Here is an 18,982-nt window from a genome sequence, read left to right as displayed (position 1 = left end):
AATAATTATTTATTAAGAGTAATATGTGTTATTCTTACTAATAAGAAATGCTTATTAAGAATTGAGGAATATGCCAATATGCCATTAGAAAATTACAAATTAGATGTTTTCAGTCCCAAGCTTGAGCCTTATTTAACTGAATTATATGCCCAGCACCGTAAGCGTGCTTCAGAAATAGATTGGAGCTACCATGAGTTTATTCCTTGGGAACAAGGGCGATCCTTCAAGACGGAGCCGTGGTCCATCGAACAAAGGACGCTGCCGAAGCCTATTTATTTGGCTGTCGAGACATCGCTTTTGACTGAAGTGAATTTGCCTTTTTTCTATCATCATTTAGCAACAACGTTTAAAGGCTCCCTGCAGGTGCTACAGGATTTCGTCCATACTTGGGTGTCTGAAGAGGACCAGCATTCCTCGCTGCTGGAAACCTATTTAATTATCACTAGAAACGCAGATCCCCATGAACTTCACCAACTACGGAAAACTGTAGTGGAGGGCGGATTTGCCCCGGATTTCGATACGGCTATGGAAACCATGGTATATACGGCTATTCAAGAGCTGGCGACTATGGTGTTTTATAACAATGTTGCGAAGGTTGCCAGCCAATACGACCCGCTTTTGGCCAAGCTGTTAAGAAGGATTGCCAAGGATGAGACGCTGCACTTCGCTTTTTACCGCGATGCTGTGAAAGGGTATTTAGGGGTTGACCATAACTTCGTTTACTATATCCATAAAGCGATGACGAGCTTTGCAATGCCGGGTACCTCAATGCCCTCCTTCAAGGAGCGTATGGATGTGATCGCCAAGGAAGCCAATTATGGACCGGTTTCTTACTTTAATCAGGTATTTGATTATTTGGTGCAGTTCTGGCAGATTGGAAAGCTGCAGCCAAGCCGTGCGGATGCGGAAAACTGCAAGCAGGATTTACTGCAATACCATTTGAAATTAAAAAGAATTAGCCAGCGGCTGGCTGCCAAAGGGTTCAGTTAACAAAGTCACTACGCAGCATTAAGCTTAGTGTGATAACGTACTTGTGCCCAGGAGCGAAGGTGCAGCGTAACAACGCGCACCCAGCATTCGCGGGTATTGGCATTGGCAAAACGAATAAGCATAAGTCCTCTTAAGGAGCTTATGCTTATTCGTTTTGCTTGTAGGACTGTTGCAGCCTGCGAAGACGGTAGCAGTTCATTGCGGCGCTGCCAAGCTCATCAAGCAGCCCGTAATTGGCCCAAGCGCCAACTGCTGCCCCAATAATGGGAACCATCTGGAGCATTTTACGCAAATCGATCGTATCGCGGTACTCCTGCTGCAGTTGTTGCCAGTCAATATGCTGGACATACGATTCCTCTGAGGGAAGAGAGCTGACCGTTTCATTCCAATGCAGAATCGTTTCAAATAATGGCTTTTTCTTTAATTGGCTGGAGAAGGCAAGCTGGAATACATAGAGGACGAACATACGCTCACGATAATCTTGGGTAGAGTGTCCGTAAATATGGGCGAGCTGGAATAATAGCTTCATCTTAATCCCGATCAGAATCGGGAAATCGGCCAAGCCGAGCAGAATGCCGCCAGCCCCCGTTCCGGCTCCCTCGGCCGCAGCGAGCTTTTTGAACAGGGAGATCGTTTCCTCTGCTTTATGATCGCGTGCGGCCAAGCTAAGCTCCACGAGTGGGGGACTCGAAGGGATATAGTCGATGCTGAACAAGGAGGTTTGGACAATTCCTTTAACCGCCGCGGTTATCGTCTGGTGCACTTTATCGGGAATAACTTGGTTGATGCGAGTTGAAACGGCCTTGGAGGTTTTCTCCAGTAGCCCCGGTGGCTTTAGAAGCTCCTTTTCCCACAGCCGCAGCGCTTTAGCTATTTGTTGCTCATAAATGCTCCAACTGTTATCCATCGCAAGTACAAGCCCCCTTTAGGTATCTCAGCCGGTTTTACGAATGCGTGATTCCAATATAAAAGGGCCGAATGGGATAAATGCGGAAATCAAAGCACCCAGGATTCGGATGATCGACCAACGATTCATAATAGCTGCAAAAATCACGGCCGCTATAAAGATCGTGAAAAGCGCTCCATGCGCCATGCCTGTAATCGGAACAGGATTGTATAAATCGGTAAAATATTTAATGGGCATCGCGATTCCTAGCAGCAGGAGATAAGAAACTCCCTCCGCATAACCAGTATACTTTAGAATGGAAAGAGACAGCTTCTTCGACAACCATAACGCCTTCTTTCTAATAAGAGTAAGTGCACTTCTCCATTTTATTAGATATTCCCTTCATTTTATATGTTGAATGTGAACTTAATATGAATTCAGCCAAGTTCTTAACATTTCACCATTTTTAAAGGGGGTTTGCGTGAACTATTCGATCCATATTTGGAAAATAAAAACCGCAGCCAACTCGGTAAGAGTGGCTGCAGCTACATTGGGAGCTTGCCTATTCAATATGCTGGATTTTGATCAAATTGGTCGATCCGGCTTCGCCCACAGGAACACCTGCGGAAACGACAACCAGGTCACCCTTTGCAACCAGGTCGCTCTTCAAGGCGCTGCCGATCGCCGATTGGAACATTTCATCGGTGGATGAAATGGCAGTGCCTAGCACCGGGATGACGCCCCAGCACAAGCTAAGGCGACGTTGGATGCGTTCGCTTGTGGTAACGGCAATAATCGGCGATTGCGGTCGATATTTGGCAACCATACGTGCGCTGAAGCCGCTGCTTGTGGATACGATAATGGCTTTCGCATCCAGATCAAGCGAAGCGCTAACGGCAGACTGGCTGATCACCTCGGTGATCGTTGCCTTCTGCTCGGCAGCTTTAATCCGCAGCATATCGCGGTAAGGCAGCACTTCCTCAATGTTGGCAGCAATGGCGGCCATCATGCGGACAGCCTCCAGCGGGTATTTCCCGGCCGCGGTTTCGCCTGAAAGCATCAGTACATCCGTACCGTCATATACGGCATTAGCGACATCGCTCGCTTCGGCTCTGGTAGGACGTGGGTTGTACTGCATGGAATCCAGCATATGGGTAGCGGTAATGATCGGCTTGCCGACAGCATTGCCTTTGCGGATCATTTGTTTTTGGATAATCGGGACATCCTCGACAGGAATCTCCACGCCCAAATCGCCACGAGCTACCATCAAACCATCGGAAACCTCTAAGATCGCATCAAGGTTATCAACACCCTCTTGGTTCTCAATCTTGGAAATAATCTGGATATGGGAAGCTTCGCGCTCCTCTAATATACGGCGAATTTCTATAATGTCGCTTGCTTTTCTGACGAAGGAAGCAGCAATAATGTCGATATCCTGCTCAATGCCGAATTCGATATGCATCACATCGCGCTCGGTCACGCCTGGCAAGGAGGTATGGATACCTGGCAAGTTAACGCCCTTACGCGACTTGATCAAGCCTCCGTTAAGGACACGGCAATGGATCTCGGTATCTTCAATCGTTTCAACCTGAAGCTCAATCAGCCCGTCATCAATCAGGATACGCGAGCCGGGCTTCAAATCACGGGTCAAATCCTCGTAGGACACGGAGATGCGGCTGGCATCGCCTTTAATTTGTTTAGTCGTTAACGTGAGGGCAGCGTCTGTTTTCAGCTCGTAAGAGGGCTCGAGCAACACACCAGTACGGATTTCCGGACCTTTAATATCCATTAAAATGGAAACGGTCGCGCCTAATTCCTTAGCAGCTTGCCTGACTCTATCGATTCTTCCTTTATGTTCTTCCAAATCACCATGCGCCATATTCAGGCGGGCTGCACTCATTCCTGCAAGGATCAGCTTCTTCAACATCTCTACCGAATCACAAGCAGGTCCCATCGTACACATAATTTTTGTTTTGCGCTGAATCATAGTTGTTGCTCCTTTTAATATCTATTTAGTGAAAATGAACTCGTCTTCGTTGCTATTGAACATTATTGAACTATTGTAGGCATAAAAATTGAATATTACTATGAAAAATAGTATGGTCTTTGTATAATAGTACTTATAATTAACGGAAATGATGGTGAGCCCCAAGTATGATAGCCATTCAGGAAGCCAGACTTGATGCGGGTACAGGCTGGTTTGAGCAATATGAACAAGGTTCCCCCAATTGCACTTTAGTTATGATAAGTTATGGTAAATGTGTGTATTGGATAGAAGGGGAAAAGCTGGTGCTGGAAAAAGGGGATTTACTGCTGATCCCGGATTTAACCTCTTATTATGGGAAATGTATCCCCACCGTGACGCATGAGAAATATGTGGTTTGCTTTCAGAAGATGGCTTCCCCCCAAGCGAACGGATCGGGTAAGCTTGCTCCGAGCCTTACCCGAATCCCAGTGCCAAGCTTGCCTCTACTGGAGGCCACGCAATATTACAAATGGAAAACAGGCAAATATGAGCTGCTGCTGCAGCGGTTTCGGATGCTATACGAGGAATGGAAGGAGCCACTGGCTTACCGCGAGGCGATGTGTGGAGCTTTGGCGCAGGAAATATTGACCCAATTCAATCGGGAGCTAGATGATGGGCATCCCTCTGCGCTGAAGGAAAGGCATGCGAGCTTGATGAAGGCGTATATCCAAAATCATTATCGGGAAAAAGTAACAAAAGAGGAGCTTGGCGAAGTAATCGGCAAGACTCCCAATTATGCAGCTAGTGTGTTTAGCGAGGTTACGGGGCAAACGATTGGCGGGTTTGTACATGCGCTGCGTGTCAAAACAGCGGTCTATTTACTGAGCCATTCGCAAAGGACCGTTGGTGATATTTCCGATTATTTGGGTTATTGCGATCCGTCCTATTTCCATCGGGTGTTCAAAAGAGAGACGGGAAAGCCGCCCGCCCAATATATAAAAGATCGGGACGCAGCGGCTTATTAGTTGTGGCATATAAGTGAGAAGGGCGGGTGGCTTGCCCGGAGCCGTTATTCAGCTACTCCTTGGCGAGCCAGACGAGCATTTCGCCTTCGCCACGATTGCCCCACGCGTAGAAAGGGACAGCACGGAAGCTTACGGGGTTTCGGTTCTGCTTGGCCTTGGCGGGCACGGTATCCGAACGCCTGTACAGGTTGCCTGACCAGCCCTGCAGGCTTGTGCGCGTAGCGCTGCCTTCCAATATGGTAATCCCGCCTAGCAATGTAGCTTCAAAACGGGCTTGCGGCATTTCATTCAGCACAAGTGCAATATCACGAAGATTGGTGCTGTTGTCGACTTCCTCCAGGCAGTACACAATCGGGCCGCGCTGCAAAGCAATCCGCCCTGCATTCGCCCGTACCTCGGGATGCGATTCGGCAATCTCGACAGGCATAGCCAATGTCAATTCGATCACGTCGCCTTGCTGCCAGCTGCGGGCAAGCCGGACATAGCCTTTATCCATGAGGGAGCTTATGTCGATCGATTGCCCGTTGATCTTCACCTGTGCATCGCGGCACCAGCCGGGAATACGCATGCTGACCATAAAGTCGGCTGCCGTCTCTGGGGTCACGGCTATCGTGACGGTTTCATCCCAAGGATAGCTGGTGGTTTGCTTGAGCCGTACAAGCTGGCTGCCGATATTAAGGCTGGCACTACTGTCACCGTACAGCAAGACAATGGCTTCGCCTTCGCTTTGGGCGTACATATATGCCCCGAGTGAAGCGGTAATTCGGGCAATATTAGGTGGGCAGCACGCGCAGCCGAACCATTCTTGGCGCTCAGAAACTACAGCGCTTCCATTAAATTTTAAGGTATTGAAATGATGAGCGGCAGGCATCATCTCCAAATGATTAGCGTAGAAGAAACGGCTGCCATCCTCTGACACGCCACTGATCGTGCCGTTATATAAGGATCTTTCCAATTCGTCGATATAATGGCCTTCACCCGTGTGCAGCGCCATTCGATGTGCCCAAAAAATAAGGCCAATGGAAGCGCAGGTTTCGGCATATGCGGTTTCATTAGGCAGGTCATAGTCGTAGGTGAAGCGTTCCTCACGGTCGGTTGAGCCGATCCCTCCGGTAATGTACATCCGCTTCTCGACCATATGCTTCCAGAGTCGCTCGCAAGCCTCCTGCAAAGCTACGTCCTTCGTCTCAACAGCAAGGTCCGTCATGCCGCTGTATAGATAAACAGCCCTAACCGCATGCCCCTCAACCGTTGTTTGCTCCCTGACCGGAAGATGCGCTTGATAATAATCATAGGGAAGTATATAACCATTTCGTATGGTTTGTTTACCGTCATTACTCGGAGCAGCAAGTTTAGTCGCTGAATTCGCCGCTTCCAAGTCGTAGAAATAGGGCTGCTGGCCACGCTCATTAACGAAAAATTCGCAGAGCTTCAAGTAACGTTGCTCTCCGGTAGCCCGATACAATTTGATCAAGGCAAGCTCGATTTCCGGGTGTCCATCGTAGCCGCGAATTTGCCCTTCCCCAGGGCCGAATATGCTGTCTATATAATCGGTGTATTTGCACATCACATCCAGCATCAACCGCTTGCCCGTCGCTTCAAAATAGGCCACGGCAGCTTCAATAAGATGCCCCGCACAATATAATTCATGACCATCCTTTAAATCTCTCCAGCGTTTATCCGGCTCAACGATCGTAAAGTAGATATTTAAATAGCCATCCGGCTGCTGTGCAGCCGCGATTAGGTCAACAGCCTCATCTACCTGGCGTTCAAGAGCGGCGTCAGGGTGAGTCGATAGGCTATACGCCGCTGCTTCAATCCATTTGGCGATGTCGGAATCCCAAAAGCGGTGGGGCTGATTCGGAGCTCCTTGCTTCCAATCCAGCTTCCAAGCATGCAACCTGCCGGTTGAAGAAATCTGTTCATGCTGAATTTGCAGCGTCATCTGGCGATTCGTATCCTGGCGTTTACGCCAAAAGCCGCCGTCGATGGTGACTTTTTGTAGAGGTACAGGTGTAATTTTACGAATATTGATTCTCTCCGCCTGCTTGGTCATGAATAAGCACTCCCTTGTGAACAAATTTAGATTTGTGGTGCATGATTATTGGCTCTATAATAAGGATACCAATAGCAGACTCGGCTGTAAGTAGAAGATTAATTAGAATAGGTGGAAAAAACCGACTATGTATGTATGGAAAGCATCGATTGAGAAACCGCTTGAATTTATATCTGCCGGGCATTTTACCGCAGGCTACCCTTGGATTCATAGCAAGCGCTCCATTAACAGCTATGAAATTATTATTGGGTTGCGCGACATCGCATATATTGAACAGGAAGGGGAGCGCTTTGAAGTGCATGCCGGCCAAGCGCTGCTGCTGTTACCGAACCGTACGCATGAGGGCTATGCTTTTTCAGACCCGCAGGTGTCTTTTTACTGGCTTCATTTTCAATGCCCAGACGAGCAAGCTGAGCTGCTAGACGAGAAGGGGGCGGAGTCCGAGCTCATTCGTTACAGCCAAAATCCCTTTTTGGAGGGCAGCATTCCTTATGTGCTGCTGCCGGCATTTTTCGAGCCGTTGGAGTTCGATAAGGCGGGCATCCTGTTCCGCCAGCTGCTGCATATTGTGGAATCGCGTTATTACACGCGACAAGGGGCAGACTACATGCTGACCTCCTTATTGATTGAGCTGTCGCAGCAGGCGGTTACAGCCTTTGCCAAGTCGCAGAGCGGGACGGCTTCTAAGAACCAGCGCTTGATGAGTGTGTTGGAATGGATTAGGATCCATGCCGCTGATAAAATTTCCGTAGATGACATCGCCCTGGAATTTAACTATAATGCCGATTATTTGACACGCCTATTTAAAAAAGAAATGGGCATGAACATGCAGGAATACATCCAAAAAGTCAAAATGGACCATGCCAAGGAGGAATTATGCCGGACGGATCTGCCGATCAAGGAAATCGCCCATAACTGCGGCTTCGAGGATGAAAAATATTTTATGAAGGTTTTTCGCAAGCACCAGCAAATGACCCCGACTGAATTCCGCCGCGCTTTTTACCGTACGCATATGAATAATAGGTAAGCGATTGACAGGATAAGCTTGCTTCTTTATAATTACCTAGATAAACGATGCATAGAATATCGATGTCTGTAGAAATGCTTACGAAGCAAGTTTTCTGCGAAAACTCTAAGGAGGGATAGCCATGAAGATTAACAAGGAACTGATGAAAGGCAGTACGGTTATGCTAATTCTTAAGCTTTTGGAGCAGAAGGAAATGTATGGTTACGAAATGACCAAAGAAATTGAGAGTCATTCTAATGGTATTTTCTCTTTTAAGGAAGGAACCTTGTACCCTATTCTTCATGCTTTGGAAGCTGAAGCGATGGTCGAATCCTATTGGAGCGAGCAGGAAGCCCGCAAAAGAAAATATTACCGGATTACAGGTCACGGGAGGCTGCATTTGCAGGACAAGCAAAAAGAATGGGGCGTATTCCGTACGGCAGTTGATCGTGTTATGGGGAGGGGCAAGGATGAGCAGATTCCGACACCATGAGCAGGTACGCCAGTTTCTGAATGAGGTTTGCAAGCCTGTTCAAGCCAAGGCAGCACACCGCGATATCAAGCTTGAGCTGGAAAGCCATCTTGCTGACAAGATTGATGAATACTTGGCGGCAGGCGTCGAACAGGCGGTGGCGATCGACAAGGCCATTTTGGATATGGGAAGCGCTGTAGACATCGGCAATCAACTTCACAAAGTACATAAGCCACGGATTGAATGGAGCTTGCTGGGATTTATCGCTTTGTTCGTTGCTTTGGGCATGTTGGCTATGTATGCTGTAGAGCTGGCAGATCCTAATAGAACCAATGGTACTTTTTTGAGCAAGGTCGTCTATTCAGGTATCGGTGTATGTGTGATGCTTGCACTAAGGTTATGGGATTATCGGAAGCTGCTCCCCTTCTCCTGGCATTTCTATCGTCTCACCTTGCTGGTTATGGGCTGGGTGCTGTTATTCGGACAGCAGGTTAATGGCGCACCTTTTCTGAGGATAGGCTCTACAACGATTAATTTTTTATCCGCCTCTCCCTATTTGCTTATTGTTTTCCTGGCCGGCATTATGATGTCCAAATGGAAGCAACAGCATTTTTTGGTGAAGCTGGCGATGTATGTAGTGATTCCGTTCCTCTTGTATCAAAAGGGCCATGCTAATGCCTCTATGTTTATTTATACAGCAGGCTTTGTTGTATTGCTTTTCTCGATCCGCAAGGGCAATAAACAATTTCTTGGGTACGGGCTTGCTTCTTTTGTGGTGCTAAATCTGCTTGATGTATGGAGTTCCCCCCATAAAATCGAGCGGCTCCGCTCGTTTTTGAATCCTTACAGCGATCCTATGGACTCCGGTTACACGATAGTGCAATCATTAGAAGCGATCCAAGCTGGTGGATGGTGGGGACAAGGATTTGCCGTATCGAGACAAGCCTTGCCTGGTATTCAAAACGAAATGCTGTTTTCATACATGATTTATAGCTTGGGCTGGGTGACAGGGATTGTGTTATGGTTCATATCTCTATTGTTCCTGATACGTTTGGCCGGCACAGCCAGAAGAGTAAAGGAGCCATATGGAAAATTAATCGTGAAGGGACTGCTTGCTGTTTTTGCGATCCAGTTCGTTTGGAGTATGCTAATGCCACTCGGGATACTGCCTTTTTTCTCTTTAAGTCTCCCTTTTATAAGCCATGGAGGCACTCTCACTCTTATACAGATGGCAGCTGTAGGCATCATATTAGGGGTCTATCGGCAAAAAGACATCGCCCGTTTCCCTGAGAATTTAGAAATAAGCTAGAATAAGAGGCTGGCTAGCGGGATTGCATGGTATAATGACTTAACGATAAATGTAGGAGAGGAAGATTAAACCGAAGATGAACAACAACCTGCTGGACAAATATTGTATCGATACGATTGGTTTTGCCGTCTCCAAGATTGGCCTCATTAAAAAGGTAACCAACCGGACGATCCACGTCGATTGGGGCACCAAAGTCATGATTTACATCAATAAAGATTTCAGATGGATACCGCTGAGTAAGGAAGAGCTGGAAAAGAAATATAAAAAGAACAAATTTACCGCAGACTCGCTGCGAAGAGCCGAATCCTTAGGATTAGTTATCCATTAGGGCTAGTCATCGATTAGAAGGACTAAGCAGTTGTGGGCTGCTACGGGCGTACGAGATGGGATTACATACTATGCCTGTTTTCGTCCCGTCGGTACAAGTAAAACAAAAAGAAGCCAGCAGATTCACTTGATAGTGGATGCGCTGGCTTCTTTGTATGGGTTAAATAGCTTAAGCTACTACAACCGTTTCGGTTTCTGCTACTTCTTCTTCTTCAGCATTAGGCTGTGAGATTTGGACAAGCATGGTAGCAGGATCGGTTAGAACCTCAATACCTTCAAGGAAGGTAAGATCGGAAACGAGCAAATGGTCACCAATTCCCAGGCCGCTAATATCAGCTTCGAATGAGCTAATTAGCTTATCGGGCATACAACGGACGTCAACTTCATATAATTCAACTTGAAGTATGCCACCTTCTTTAACGCCAACGGGGTCGCCAGTGAAGTGGATCGTTACTTTGGAATCCATCGTGACATTCATATTCAATTGATAAAAATCGATATGAACAATTTTCTTGGTCATCGTATCTCTTTGAATGTTTTTAATCAATACCGGTTTCGTCCCTTGACCAGGAATTTCTGCATTTAGAATGGCACGTTGGTTATGTTTAATGGTAGCAAGTATTGCTTTTTCTTCGACAACGACAGAAATACTACCGATTTCTTTACCATAGACAATAGCTGGAATTTGACCTTCTTTTCTTAGTGAACCGATTTGCGCTTTAGTCAGGTGTACCCGTTCTTTTAACTGGATAGAATTACTCATAAATGATTTGCCTCCTAATCGAATGGGAAAAGAGTTATAAATAGGTAAAGAGTTATATATGAAAGATATCTCACATACAATAAAAAGGACTGATTAGCAACATGTCTAATCAGCCCGCTACACGACTATATTTTCTTGTTATATGTTAATTTTAACACAAGTTCCTTGCTTGTCAAACTTAAGGCTGCAAAATGGAATCATTTGACAAGTCAAAAAAGCTCATACTAAGGTTAATTGAGCGGATAAGTGCGGAGAACAAGTGCAATTTGCAGCAAAAGCTGATGTTGTGGTTTAGCCAAGAGCATATAGGTGAATGAGGAAATAAAGAACTATCTTTATTTCTTTTTTTTATTACTTCATGTAATAAATTAATTAAAATGGGAGGTTTTTACATGACTAGCAGTTTAAATAAGCTTCATGTAGCTTTTTTGGGAACCAGTTTACCCAGGGAGTGTGGCTTGGCCACTTTTTCACAGGATATGATGGATGAGATCGAACAGATCCCTGATTTCCATACACCCTTCATTATCGCGGTTAACAATAACAAGTCGTATGCTTATGGCAGCCAGGTAATGGGGCAGATTGGCCAGCATAATCGGTCGGATTATCACAAAACAGCGACGGAGCTGAATCATTCCACTATAGATCTCCTAGTCATTCAGCATGAATTTGGCATCTACGGAGGCGAAAGTGGTGAATATGTGCTTGATTTGGCTGAAAAGCTGAAAATCCCCTTTATTGTTATTTTCCACACAGTGTTATCCAAACCGAGTCCCAAGCAGTGCATGATCATGAAGCGGCTTGCCGAGCTGAGCTTTAAGGCCGTCACTATGGTGCAAAATAAAGTGCAGGACCTGCATGAGGTTTACGGCATAGCACGTGAAAAAATTGCCATGTACCATCATGGGGTTCCTATGGTTGATACCGAGTCGAGAATCGAGTTAAAAGCGCGATACGGGTATACCGATCGACAAATTCTTTCGACCTTTGGATTTTTAAGTCCGGGTAAAGGGATCGAATATGCGATTGAGGCCATGCGCGGCGTAGTGGCAAAGCATCCTGAAGCGCTTTATATCATTTGGGGCAAAACTCATCCGGTTGTCAAACAAGAGGTTGGGGAAGTCTACAGACAAAAGCTGACGGAGCTGGTAGCTATGTTAGGCCTTGGGCGTAATGTGCTTTTTGTCGACAAGCATTTAACCCAAGAGGAGGTCGTGCAATCTCTGGTCTTATCGGATATTTACTTGACGCCTTATTTGGGTAAGGATCAAGCTGTCAGTGGGACGCTCGCATACGGAATTGGTTATGGCAGGGTCGTTATTTCGACTCCTTACCGTTACGCTGTGGAAATGCTGGCTGACGGCAGAGGGCTGTTAGCGGATTTTCATGACTCCACATCATTAGAAGCGCATATCTTGAACATCCTGGATCATCCTGAATTGAAAGCTGAGATGGAAAAAAAGACGCTCGCCCTGGGGAGTACGATGATGTGGAGCGAAGTGGCCAAGTCATACGCGGTGCTTTTCCGTGAAACGATTGCGGGCAGCTACGACCTAAAAGGGAGCGCAGTGTAATGGAAAAATTGAAAAGCAAACCGCTGTTAGCGGATTATTTGCACCGTTTAACGGATGATACTGGCATTTTTCAGCATACGAAGTTCGGTATACCGGACCGTTCCAAAGGTTATACTTCTGACGATAATGCAAGGGCTTTGATTGTTGCAGTTATGCTGTATACAAGCCGGAAGGATAAAGCTTCGTTGGATCTTATCCACACGTATTTGTCCTTTGTCCACCATGCGCAAAATGTGGACGGAAGCTTTAGAAATTTTATGGATTACCATCGCCTATTTATTGAGAAAGCCGGGTCGGAGGATTGCTTGGGGCGTTGTATATGGGCACTTGGATTTACACTTTCAGAAGCCTCTGTACCTCATAACCTGCAAAATACATGTCGATATATGATCAACCAAGCGCTTCCCCATGTGCTAGGCTTGCAGTCTCCGCGAGCAATGGCTTACACCATTATTGGCTTAACTTCTATGCTGGAGACGCAGCAAGCCTTAGCCTATACATTCCCTTATCCGAGCAAGGAAAAAGCAGACCCGGATTTCCTGCCGCAGGCGAAGATCGCCTCCATGGTCGAGGAATTGGCTAATCGACTGCAAACGATGTATAAGTATAACCGAGGGGAAGACTGGCATTGGTTTGAACAAAGCATTACCTATGGCAACGCTATGCTGCCATGGGCGCTATTCAAAGCCGCGCGGTTATCCCACAATGAAGAGCTTCGCCAAACGGCGAAGGAAAGCCTGGATTTTCTGGGATCTCTCACCTTTTCTAAGGAAGGCTACTTTAAGCCAATCGGCAGCCATGGCTGGCTGGAACGTGGCGGTGAAGCCGCCTTATATGATGAGCAGCCTATAGAGGCCTGCGAAATGCTGTATGCCTGTCTCGAAGCCTATAAGACGCTTGGCATACGCACTTATTATAATCAAGCCTCCTTGTGCTATGATTGGTTCCACGGGCGAAATTCGCGAAATGAATCCTTAATTGATGCCGAGTCGGGCGGCTGCTATGATGGGATCCATGCACTTGGCTTAAATTTGAATCAAGGCTCTGAGAACATCGTCTCTTATTGTATGGCTCATTTGGTGATGCATGATGAATAGATTCGCAACGATCCTGGCCGGCGGCGGCGGCACCCGATTCTGGCCCTTATCAAGACAAGAAATGCCGAAGCAGCTGCTGAATATTAGCGGCAACGATATTATGCTTAATGATACGATTGAACGCTTTAATGGCGTCATCCCGATGGAAAATACGATCGTAGTGACCAATCGCTCGCAGGCTGTGCTGCTCGAAAGCGTCATGCATACAAGTGTGCAATCCAGCAATATTTTAGTGGAGCCTGTCGCCAAAAATACGGCAGCAAGTATTTTGCTGGCTGCCTTATTTATTGAAAAAAACCACGGTGACTCCCTGATGGTCGTATTTCCTTCCGATCACCATATTACCGAGGAGGATAGATTTAGGAAAACATTGGACGAGGCCTGCAATATTGCAATGGAAACGGGCAAGATCGTCACGATTGGCATTAAGCCAACCTTTCCGTCGACGGGCTACGGCTATATCTCCTGCAATAACGATCCGATTATGACCAAGCCCTGCAACGTTTTTGAGGTAGCGGAATTTGTGGAAAAGCCTAACTTTGCAAAGGCACAATCGTACCTGGAGTCCGGCAATTATTTATGGAACAGCGGGATGTTCATATGGAAAACCTCAAGCATTCTCGACAATTTCCAAAGGTTTCTCCCGCGGCTTTATAAAACTATGCTTCCTCTAATGGATTATATAGGCACAGACCGCGAAGAAGAAATGATCAATGACATCTATCCCTTACTGCAAAATATTTCGATCGATTACGGTATTTTGGAACGCTGTGATGAGGTTGTAGTCTTGGTTGGCGATTTTGGATGGAATGATATTGGAAGCTGGGATGCCCTTGGAGCGATATTTCCTCCTGATGAATATGGTAATATTGTCAAAGCTAGCTACTTGGGTATCGAAACGCGGAATTCCATTATATATGGAGAAAAGCGATTAATTACGACCATCGGTATCGACGGTTTAATCATTGCGGATACAAAGGATGCCCTGCTTATTTGCGCCAAAGACAAAGCACAAGAGGTTAAAGAAATTGTCAAAATGCTTAAAGAAAAAGGCATGCAGGAATACACCTAAGAAAACCTAAGAAAGGCTGAATATACCATCATGATGAAACTGGAATGGAGAACGAAAACCTGCAAAGAATTACTGCTTGAATATGAACCCGCTGAGAAAAAAGGTAAGAAGCTACATTTTGAAGGAGTTGGAGGTCGTGATGTTTATAATATCACGGCTCCTTTTTTTAATGAGGGCGAGCTGTATATAGCCGGTCGCGTTGAAGAACGTAACTCGGAGGAATCCGAAATTATTTTTTTTATTTGCAAGGATGAGGTATGGACACCTAAGCTGGACTTGCCTAAGTTTCAGCTTCAAGATCCATTTATTACGAGAATCAATGGGGAATGGATTTTAGGCGGGGTTCAATTATTTTTTGATTCCGAGCTTACGCGGGCGATTGTAGGGTGGAAAACTGTGCTCTATCGCGGCAAAAACCTGCATGAGCTTGTGCATGCCACATCAGGTCCCTGGAATATGAAGGATATCCGTTTAACTGAATTAAATGATGGGACGATCGGTGTTTTTTCAAGGCCGTTTGGGATTGAAGGCACCAGGGCGGTCATCGGCTTTAGCATACTGGAGTCGTTTGAGGATTTATCGGAAACGTCGATTATTAAAGCTCCGTTGTTTCGTGACCAATTCCTGAAGGATGAGTGGGGAGGAGCCAATGAAATTCATTTACTAAGCAATGGGTTTCTTGGCGTATTGGGGCACATTTCCTATACGGATGAAGCCGGGCAGCTGCATTACCATGCGATGTCCTTTGTGCTCAACCCGTGGACGCGGGAGAAATCGCCAGTAAAAATCATCGCGACGAGAAGCGATTTTCCTGACGGCCCTGCCAAGCGTCCCGATTTGGTGGATGTGATCTTCAGCGGCGGCTTAGTGCGAAAAGTGAATAGCCGCGCTGTGCTATATGTGGGAGCGAGCGATACGGAAGCCCACTGTATCGATATTGCAGACCCGTTTACGGAGTATGAAACAATCGTTTGAGCTTAAAGCCTATCGCTTCTTAAGATATGCAGGGTTCGATCATATATGCCTATAAAACGCATATGATTACTTGAACAGAGCCTTAAAATGGCATTCCATCATATTGATGGAGTGCTTCAAGGCTTTTTTTGCCGTGCATCCGAAATGATTATATGGAGTCTAACTTCCAATAAATAGGGTAATAGAAAGTAGAACATCCAAAACATGAACGAGGTGCGTACACCATACACTTCATAGTTTGCTCAATAGTTGAAGGAGGAATAATGGCGATGAAATTAACTTTTAAAATAATGGCATTAAGTATGGTTGGCTTTAGCTTTGTTTTTGCAAGCTCCATCATACCCAAAATGCTCATAGTCCCAGCCCTACTTCCTATTCCAGCCTCCGCAGCCGCTCTTCCTATCCCAACTCCAGCTGCCTCTGCTGTTCGAATTTCATCAAAAATCATCCAGGAAACAACAGACCAGGTCACGATTGAAATAGATATCCCCGTAATTACGGGACTTCAGGATTCAACCTATGAGAGCGAGCTTAATGCTGAAATAGAACTGAAAGCCACTCAAGCAGCAGAAGGCCTCCAGGAAGAAGCGATCCAGAGTGAAGTAGCGTCTAAAGCTGGGGGCTTTGAGTTTAGACCTTATTTATTGACGATAACGTATCAAGTTAAATCGGATGGAGGGGAGGTCGCTGGGCATATTGTCTCCATAGAGGTGGATTCCTATGTTTATACGGGTGGTGCACACGGAACGAAAATGGTTGAAACCTATAATGTGTATGACGAAGCCCAGACTAGAGAAGTGCAGCTTCGAGATATTTTGGGTGATGAGTATAAAGAGATTGCTGACCAGCAAATTAACGATCTGATGGCAGCAAATCCGGAACATTATGTGTTGGATACGTTTAAAGGCATCGAGGATGAACAGGATTTTTATGTGGAGCATAACCAGGCTGTCATCGTGTTCCAGGAATATGCAATCGCACCGCATGTAATGGGGACTCCCGAATTCCGCATTACCGCTGGTTCGGGAGGCACTTCAGCTAATACAGATATGCCTATACGAATAGTTGTAAATGGAATGGAGCTGGCTTCTGGTGATGCTTCGGCTTACATGGCTGAGGATAGGACAGTCTTATTGCCTCTAAGGCCGATTGCTGAAAAGCTGGGTTATACCCTCAAATGGATTACTCAATACAATACGGTGGAGCTAAGCAAGGGAGAGCAATGGACCAGCCTATCGGTAGGAAAGGACCAATATGTGTATAACAAAATAGGTGCATTTCCACTTGGTCATGCACCTATAATTAAAGAGGACGGAAATATGTATGTGCCTGTAAGCTTTTTTGAAAAGGTGCTGCAAGCCTCGCTTATTAGCGAATCGGGCATCCTTACGATCAAGCAATAATTCATCCTATCCTTGTGTTTACCCATTGTATGAGGAGCCTCCTGCCCTTTAACCAAGGTTGGAGACTTTTTTATTTAAATGCAACTGCCCTTACTGGGGAGCCGGAGCCCTCTTTAATTTTCAGCGGCAAAATAAAAATATAAGACTCACCCAATATTTCTTCTAAACGGTTAAGATTTTCGATAATATTCACTCCATTGCCTAGCAGGGCATAGTGCGCTGCAGAATCGGTGCTAGAGGAGCCATCTATGGAAATAACATCACAGCCGATCGTCTTGATTTTTTTGGATACCAAATATTCAGCGGCAGCCCCCGTAATGCCAGGTCGTGATTGGGCAAACTTTTGGCTAACTGAACGCGGCACCCAATAACGAGCCCATCCAAAATAAAAAATGACGATATCCCCAGGCTCGATCGCTTGGTTGTCTTGCTCCCACTGCTGAATTTCTTCGACAGTGACTTCATCGGTTTCGGTATAATGGGAAAAGTCTAACGTCAAGGCGCGTCCGAAAAATTGTGTGAGCGAAGTCTGATCGATATATTGGTGGGCGGGATGCCCCTCTTGCATAAAATGAGCGGTAGCATCGACATGTGTGCCTGTATGCTCATTGATCAAAAGCTGGTACGACAAGGCTCGGCTTCCATGGGCAAACGTATCCCACAAGGTATGGAAATAGCGGTTATGGGAGGGTACGATAGGCATATCCTCCTCTAAGGTGTGGGAAAGATCGACCAGTTTCATGCTGTCTAGCAGTTGTGACAGTTTTTTAATATTGGACATGGTGGTACCTCCTAAAAAGATGGTGTGTTGAAAGGCGCTGCGCGGCCAAGATATGTGCCTCCGATTGCTCTTGTTCAAATAAACGAAGGCACCGCTTCGCTATCTCCAGAACACCTTGGGCCGCTCCGCTAATATTCACTTTTTACAACATTATTTTGCGTCCTTCTTTGGCGCTTTGCACCGCTCCGTAAGCCATTGCGACGCTTTTGATATTGTCGGTGCATACCGTGGAAGGCGCACGACCTTCGTTTAAAGCAGCGAACATGTCGTCGAGGCAGCCGTCATGGCGCTCTTTACCCGTCCAGGTTAAGTCGGCAACCAATCGTTCGTGCTGGTAGACAAACGCCGCTGGATCGGATTCAGCAGCAGCCTTTTCCGCGTAGGGAGCGGTGCGTCCGTCCCAAATCGCCGTTCCTTCCGATCCGACTACCCGCCAGCTTGATTCCCATGAGGTAGCAGCACCCTCGGCATTATAATAGCCCCTGTATGAAAATACGGAACCATCCTCATATTCGAACAAACAAATTGCTGCAGCATTTCCTTTATAGAAAGCACCAGCGGGATTAAATTCATGGCAATATACCGAAACGGGATCCTTGCCCGTAATAAAACGGGATTGGTCGAACGTGTGGATCGCCATATCGAGCAATAGCGGATTGTCCATAGTTTCACGGAACTTTCCGTTATGCAAAGCCAGGAAAAAGTCCGCGGTGATGAATCCGGCTTCACCGATTCCACCCGACTGGACGAGGTCGCGGAATGCCATCATCTCCTTGGTATACCTGCGGTTTTGCATGATGGCATAGGTGCGGTCTGCCGCTTCAGCCGCGGCAATCATGGCGCGGGCTTCTTCCATCGAAGCGGCCATGGGCTTCTCGCCGAACACATGGCAGCCCTCGGCGAATGCTGCGGTGGATACTGCATAGTGGCTCTCGGAGATAGTAATATCGAACACCAAATTGGCGTCCGTAGCCCGGATCGCTTCAGTGATATCTGTAAATACGGGGCAATCCAGCTTATATGTGGTTTTCATGGCTGCCGCGGCTTCGAGTCGAACATCCACAAGGGCGGTGATGATGCAATCTTCCCGATTTATGGCATAAGCAATCCAAGCCTTGGACATGTTGCCGCAGCCAGCAATAACAATACGATGTTTGATCATGTTCATCCCAACCTCCGCTATTATAGTCCATACATAGATAACCTGTATTCAGTATATAAAGCGCTTGCAGGAGTTGCATCCCAATAACGTATTGATTATTCATAAAATCCGCTGCGTC

18 protein-coding genes are annotated in these 18,982 nt (G+C 46.4%); 11 read left to right on the top strand and 7 right to left on the bottom strand.

Going from position 1 to position 18,982, the window contains the following annotated elements; translation table 11 throughout:
- Positions 1-78 precede the first annotated feature (78 nt).
- On the top strand, positions 79-990 hold the full coding sequence (locus G9U52_RS10350; protein WP_166149013.1) for an acyl-ACP desaturase: 912 nt from the start codon (positions 79-81) through the stop codon (positions 988-990).
- Positions 991-1,135: 145 nt separating this feature from the next.
- Here G9U52_RS10350 and G9U52_RS10345 read toward each other — a convergent pair whose 3' ends face one another.
- From G9U52_RS10345 to pyk, 3 genes are all read right to left on the bottom strand, one after another.
- The gene (locus G9U52_RS10345; protein ID WP_166149011.1) at positions 1,136-1,897 is read right to left on the bottom strand and encodes an EcsC family protein; all 762 of its coding nucleotides are present in this window, start codon (positions 1,895-1,897) and stop codon (positions 1,136-1,138) included.
- Positions 1,898-1,924: 27 nt separating this feature from the next.
- Positions 1,925-2,218 (bottom strand): DUF3817 domain-containing protein, encoded by a 294-nt coding sequence (locus G9U52_RS10340; RefSeq protein WP_166149009.1) that lies wholly within the window; start codon positions 2,216-2,218, stop codon positions 1,925-1,927.
- 220 nt (positions 2,219-2,438) lie between these two features.
- Positions 2,439-3,863 (bottom strand): pyruvate kinase, encoded by a 1,425-nt coding sequence (pyk, locus tag G9U52_RS10335; RefSeq protein WP_166149007.1) that lies wholly within the window; start codon positions 3,861-3,863, stop codon positions 2,439-2,441.
- Between the two features lie 167 nt (positions 3,864-4,030).
- Between pyk and G9U52_RS10330 the strand changes: the two genes are divergently transcribed.
- Positions 4,031-4,867: a helix-turn-helix domain-containing protein gene (locus G9U52_RS10330; RefSeq protein ID WP_166149005.1), complete on the top strand. Its 837-nt coding sequence runs from the start codon at positions 4,031-4,033 to the stop codon at positions 4,865-4,867.
- A 52-nt stretch (positions 4,868-4,919) separates the two neighbouring features.
- On the opposite strand, the gene G9U52_RS10325 is transcribed toward G9U52_RS10330, so the two are convergent.
- Positions 4,920-6,923: a glycoside hydrolase family 127 protein gene (locus G9U52_RS10325; RefSeq protein WP_166149004.1), complete on the bottom strand. Its 2,004-nt coding sequence runs from the start codon at positions 6,921-6,923 to the stop codon at positions 4,920-4,922.
- Positions 6,924-7,050: 127 nt separating this feature from the next.
- Between G9U52_RS10325 and G9U52_RS10320 the strand changes: the two genes are divergently transcribed.
- The 4 genes from G9U52_RS10320 (at position 7,051) to G9U52_RS10305 (ending at position 10,038) form a co-directional block, all read left to right on the top strand.
- On the top strand, positions 7,051-7,950 hold the full coding sequence (locus tag G9U52_RS10320; RefSeq protein ID WP_166149003.1) for a helix-turn-helix transcriptional regulator: 900 nt from the start codon (positions 7,051-7,053) through the stop codon (positions 7,948-7,950).
- 121 nt (positions 7,951-8,071) lie between these two features.
- Positions 8,072-8,422 (top strand): PadR family transcriptional regulator, encoded by a 351-nt coding sequence (locus G9U52_RS10315; protein WP_166149002.1) that lies wholly within the window; start codon positions 8,072-8,074, stop codon positions 8,420-8,422.
- Positions 8,400-9,710 (top strand): FtsW/RodA/SpoVE family cell cycle protein, encoded by a 1,311-nt coding sequence (locus G9U52_RS10310; protein ID WP_166149001.1) that lies wholly within the window; start codon positions 8,400-8,402, stop codon positions 9,708-9,710. Before G9U52_RS10315 ends, G9U52_RS10310 begins: the two co-directional genes overlap by 23 nt.
- A gap of 76 nt (positions 9,711-9,786) precedes the next feature.
- A complete protein-coding gene (locus G9U52_RS10305) occupies positions 9,787-10,038 on the top strand; it encodes a hypothetical protein (RefSeq protein ID WP_166149000.1) in 252 nt (83 codons plus the stop codon).
- A gap of 168 nt (positions 10,039-10,206) precedes the next feature.
- On the opposite strand, the gene G9U52_RS10300 is transcribed toward G9U52_RS10305, so the two are convergent.
- Positions 10,207-10,800, bottom strand: a complete 594-nt coding sequence (locus G9U52_RS10300; protein WP_166148999.1) for a 50S ribosomal protein L25 — start codon at positions 10,798-10,800, stop codon at positions 10,207-10,209.
- Positions 10,801-11,192: 392 nt separating this feature from the next.
- Here G9U52_RS10300 and G9U52_RS10295 point away from each other — a divergent pair, with 392 nt between their 5' ends.
- From G9U52_RS10295 to G9U52_RS10275, 5 genes are all read left to right on the top strand, one after another.
- Positions 11,193-12,374 (top strand): glycosyltransferase family 4 protein, encoded by a 1,182-nt coding sequence (locus G9U52_RS10295; RefSeq protein ID WP_166148998.1) that lies wholly within the window; start codon positions 11,193-11,195, stop codon positions 12,372-12,374.
- Positions 12,374-13,471 (top strand): glycosyltransferase, encoded by a 1,098-nt coding sequence (locus G9U52_RS10290; protein WP_166148997.1) that lies wholly within the window; start codon positions 12,374-12,376, stop codon positions 13,469-13,471. Before G9U52_RS10295 ends, G9U52_RS10290 begins: the two co-directional genes overlap by 1 nt.
- Complete coding sequence (locus G9U52_RS10285) at positions 13,461-14,543, top strand: mannose-1-phosphate guanylyltransferase (RefSeq protein ID WP_243767247.1); 1,083 nt, start codon at positions 13,461-13,463, stop codon at positions 14,541-14,543. The genes G9U52_RS10290 and G9U52_RS10285 overlap by 11 nt, the downstream gene beginning before the upstream one ends.
- Positions 14,544-14,573: 30 nt before the next feature.
- Positions 14,574-15,518: a DUF1861 family protein gene (locus G9U52_RS10280; RefSeq protein WP_207952884.1), complete on the top strand. Its 945-nt coding sequence runs from the start codon at positions 14,574-14,576 to the stop codon at positions 15,516-15,518.
- 269 nt (positions 15,519-15,787) lie between these two features.
- Positions 15,788-16,921 carry a stalk domain-containing protein gene (locus G9U52_RS10275; protein WP_166148995.1) on the top strand — a complete coding sequence of 378 codons (1,134 nt, stop codon included), beginning with the start codon at positions 15,788-15,790 and terminating at the stop codon, positions 16,919-16,921.
- Positions 16,922-16,991: 70 nt separating this feature from the next.
- Here G9U52_RS10275 and G9U52_RS10270 read toward each other — a convergent pair whose 3' ends face one another.
- Positions 16,992-17,702, bottom strand: coding sequence for a cyclase family protein (locus G9U52_RS10270; RefSeq protein ID WP_166148993.1), 711 nt, complete (start codon positions 17,700-17,702; stop codon positions 16,992-16,994).
- 142 nt (positions 17,703-17,844) lie between these two features.
- Complete coding sequence (locus G9U52_RS10265; protein WP_166148991.1) at positions 17,845-18,864, bottom strand: Gfo/Idh/MocA family protein; 1,020 nt, start codon at positions 18,862-18,864, stop codon at positions 17,845-17,847.
- Between the last annotated feature and the right edge of the window lie 118 nt (positions 18,865-18,982).

It is taken from the genome of Paenibacillus agricola (assembly GCF_011440305.1).
Classification (GTDB): domain Bacteria; phylum Bacillota; class Bacilli; order Paenibacillales; family NBRC-103111; genus Paenibacillus_S; species Paenibacillus_S agricola.
This window is presented reverse-complemented; position numbering and strand designations above follow the sequence as displayed.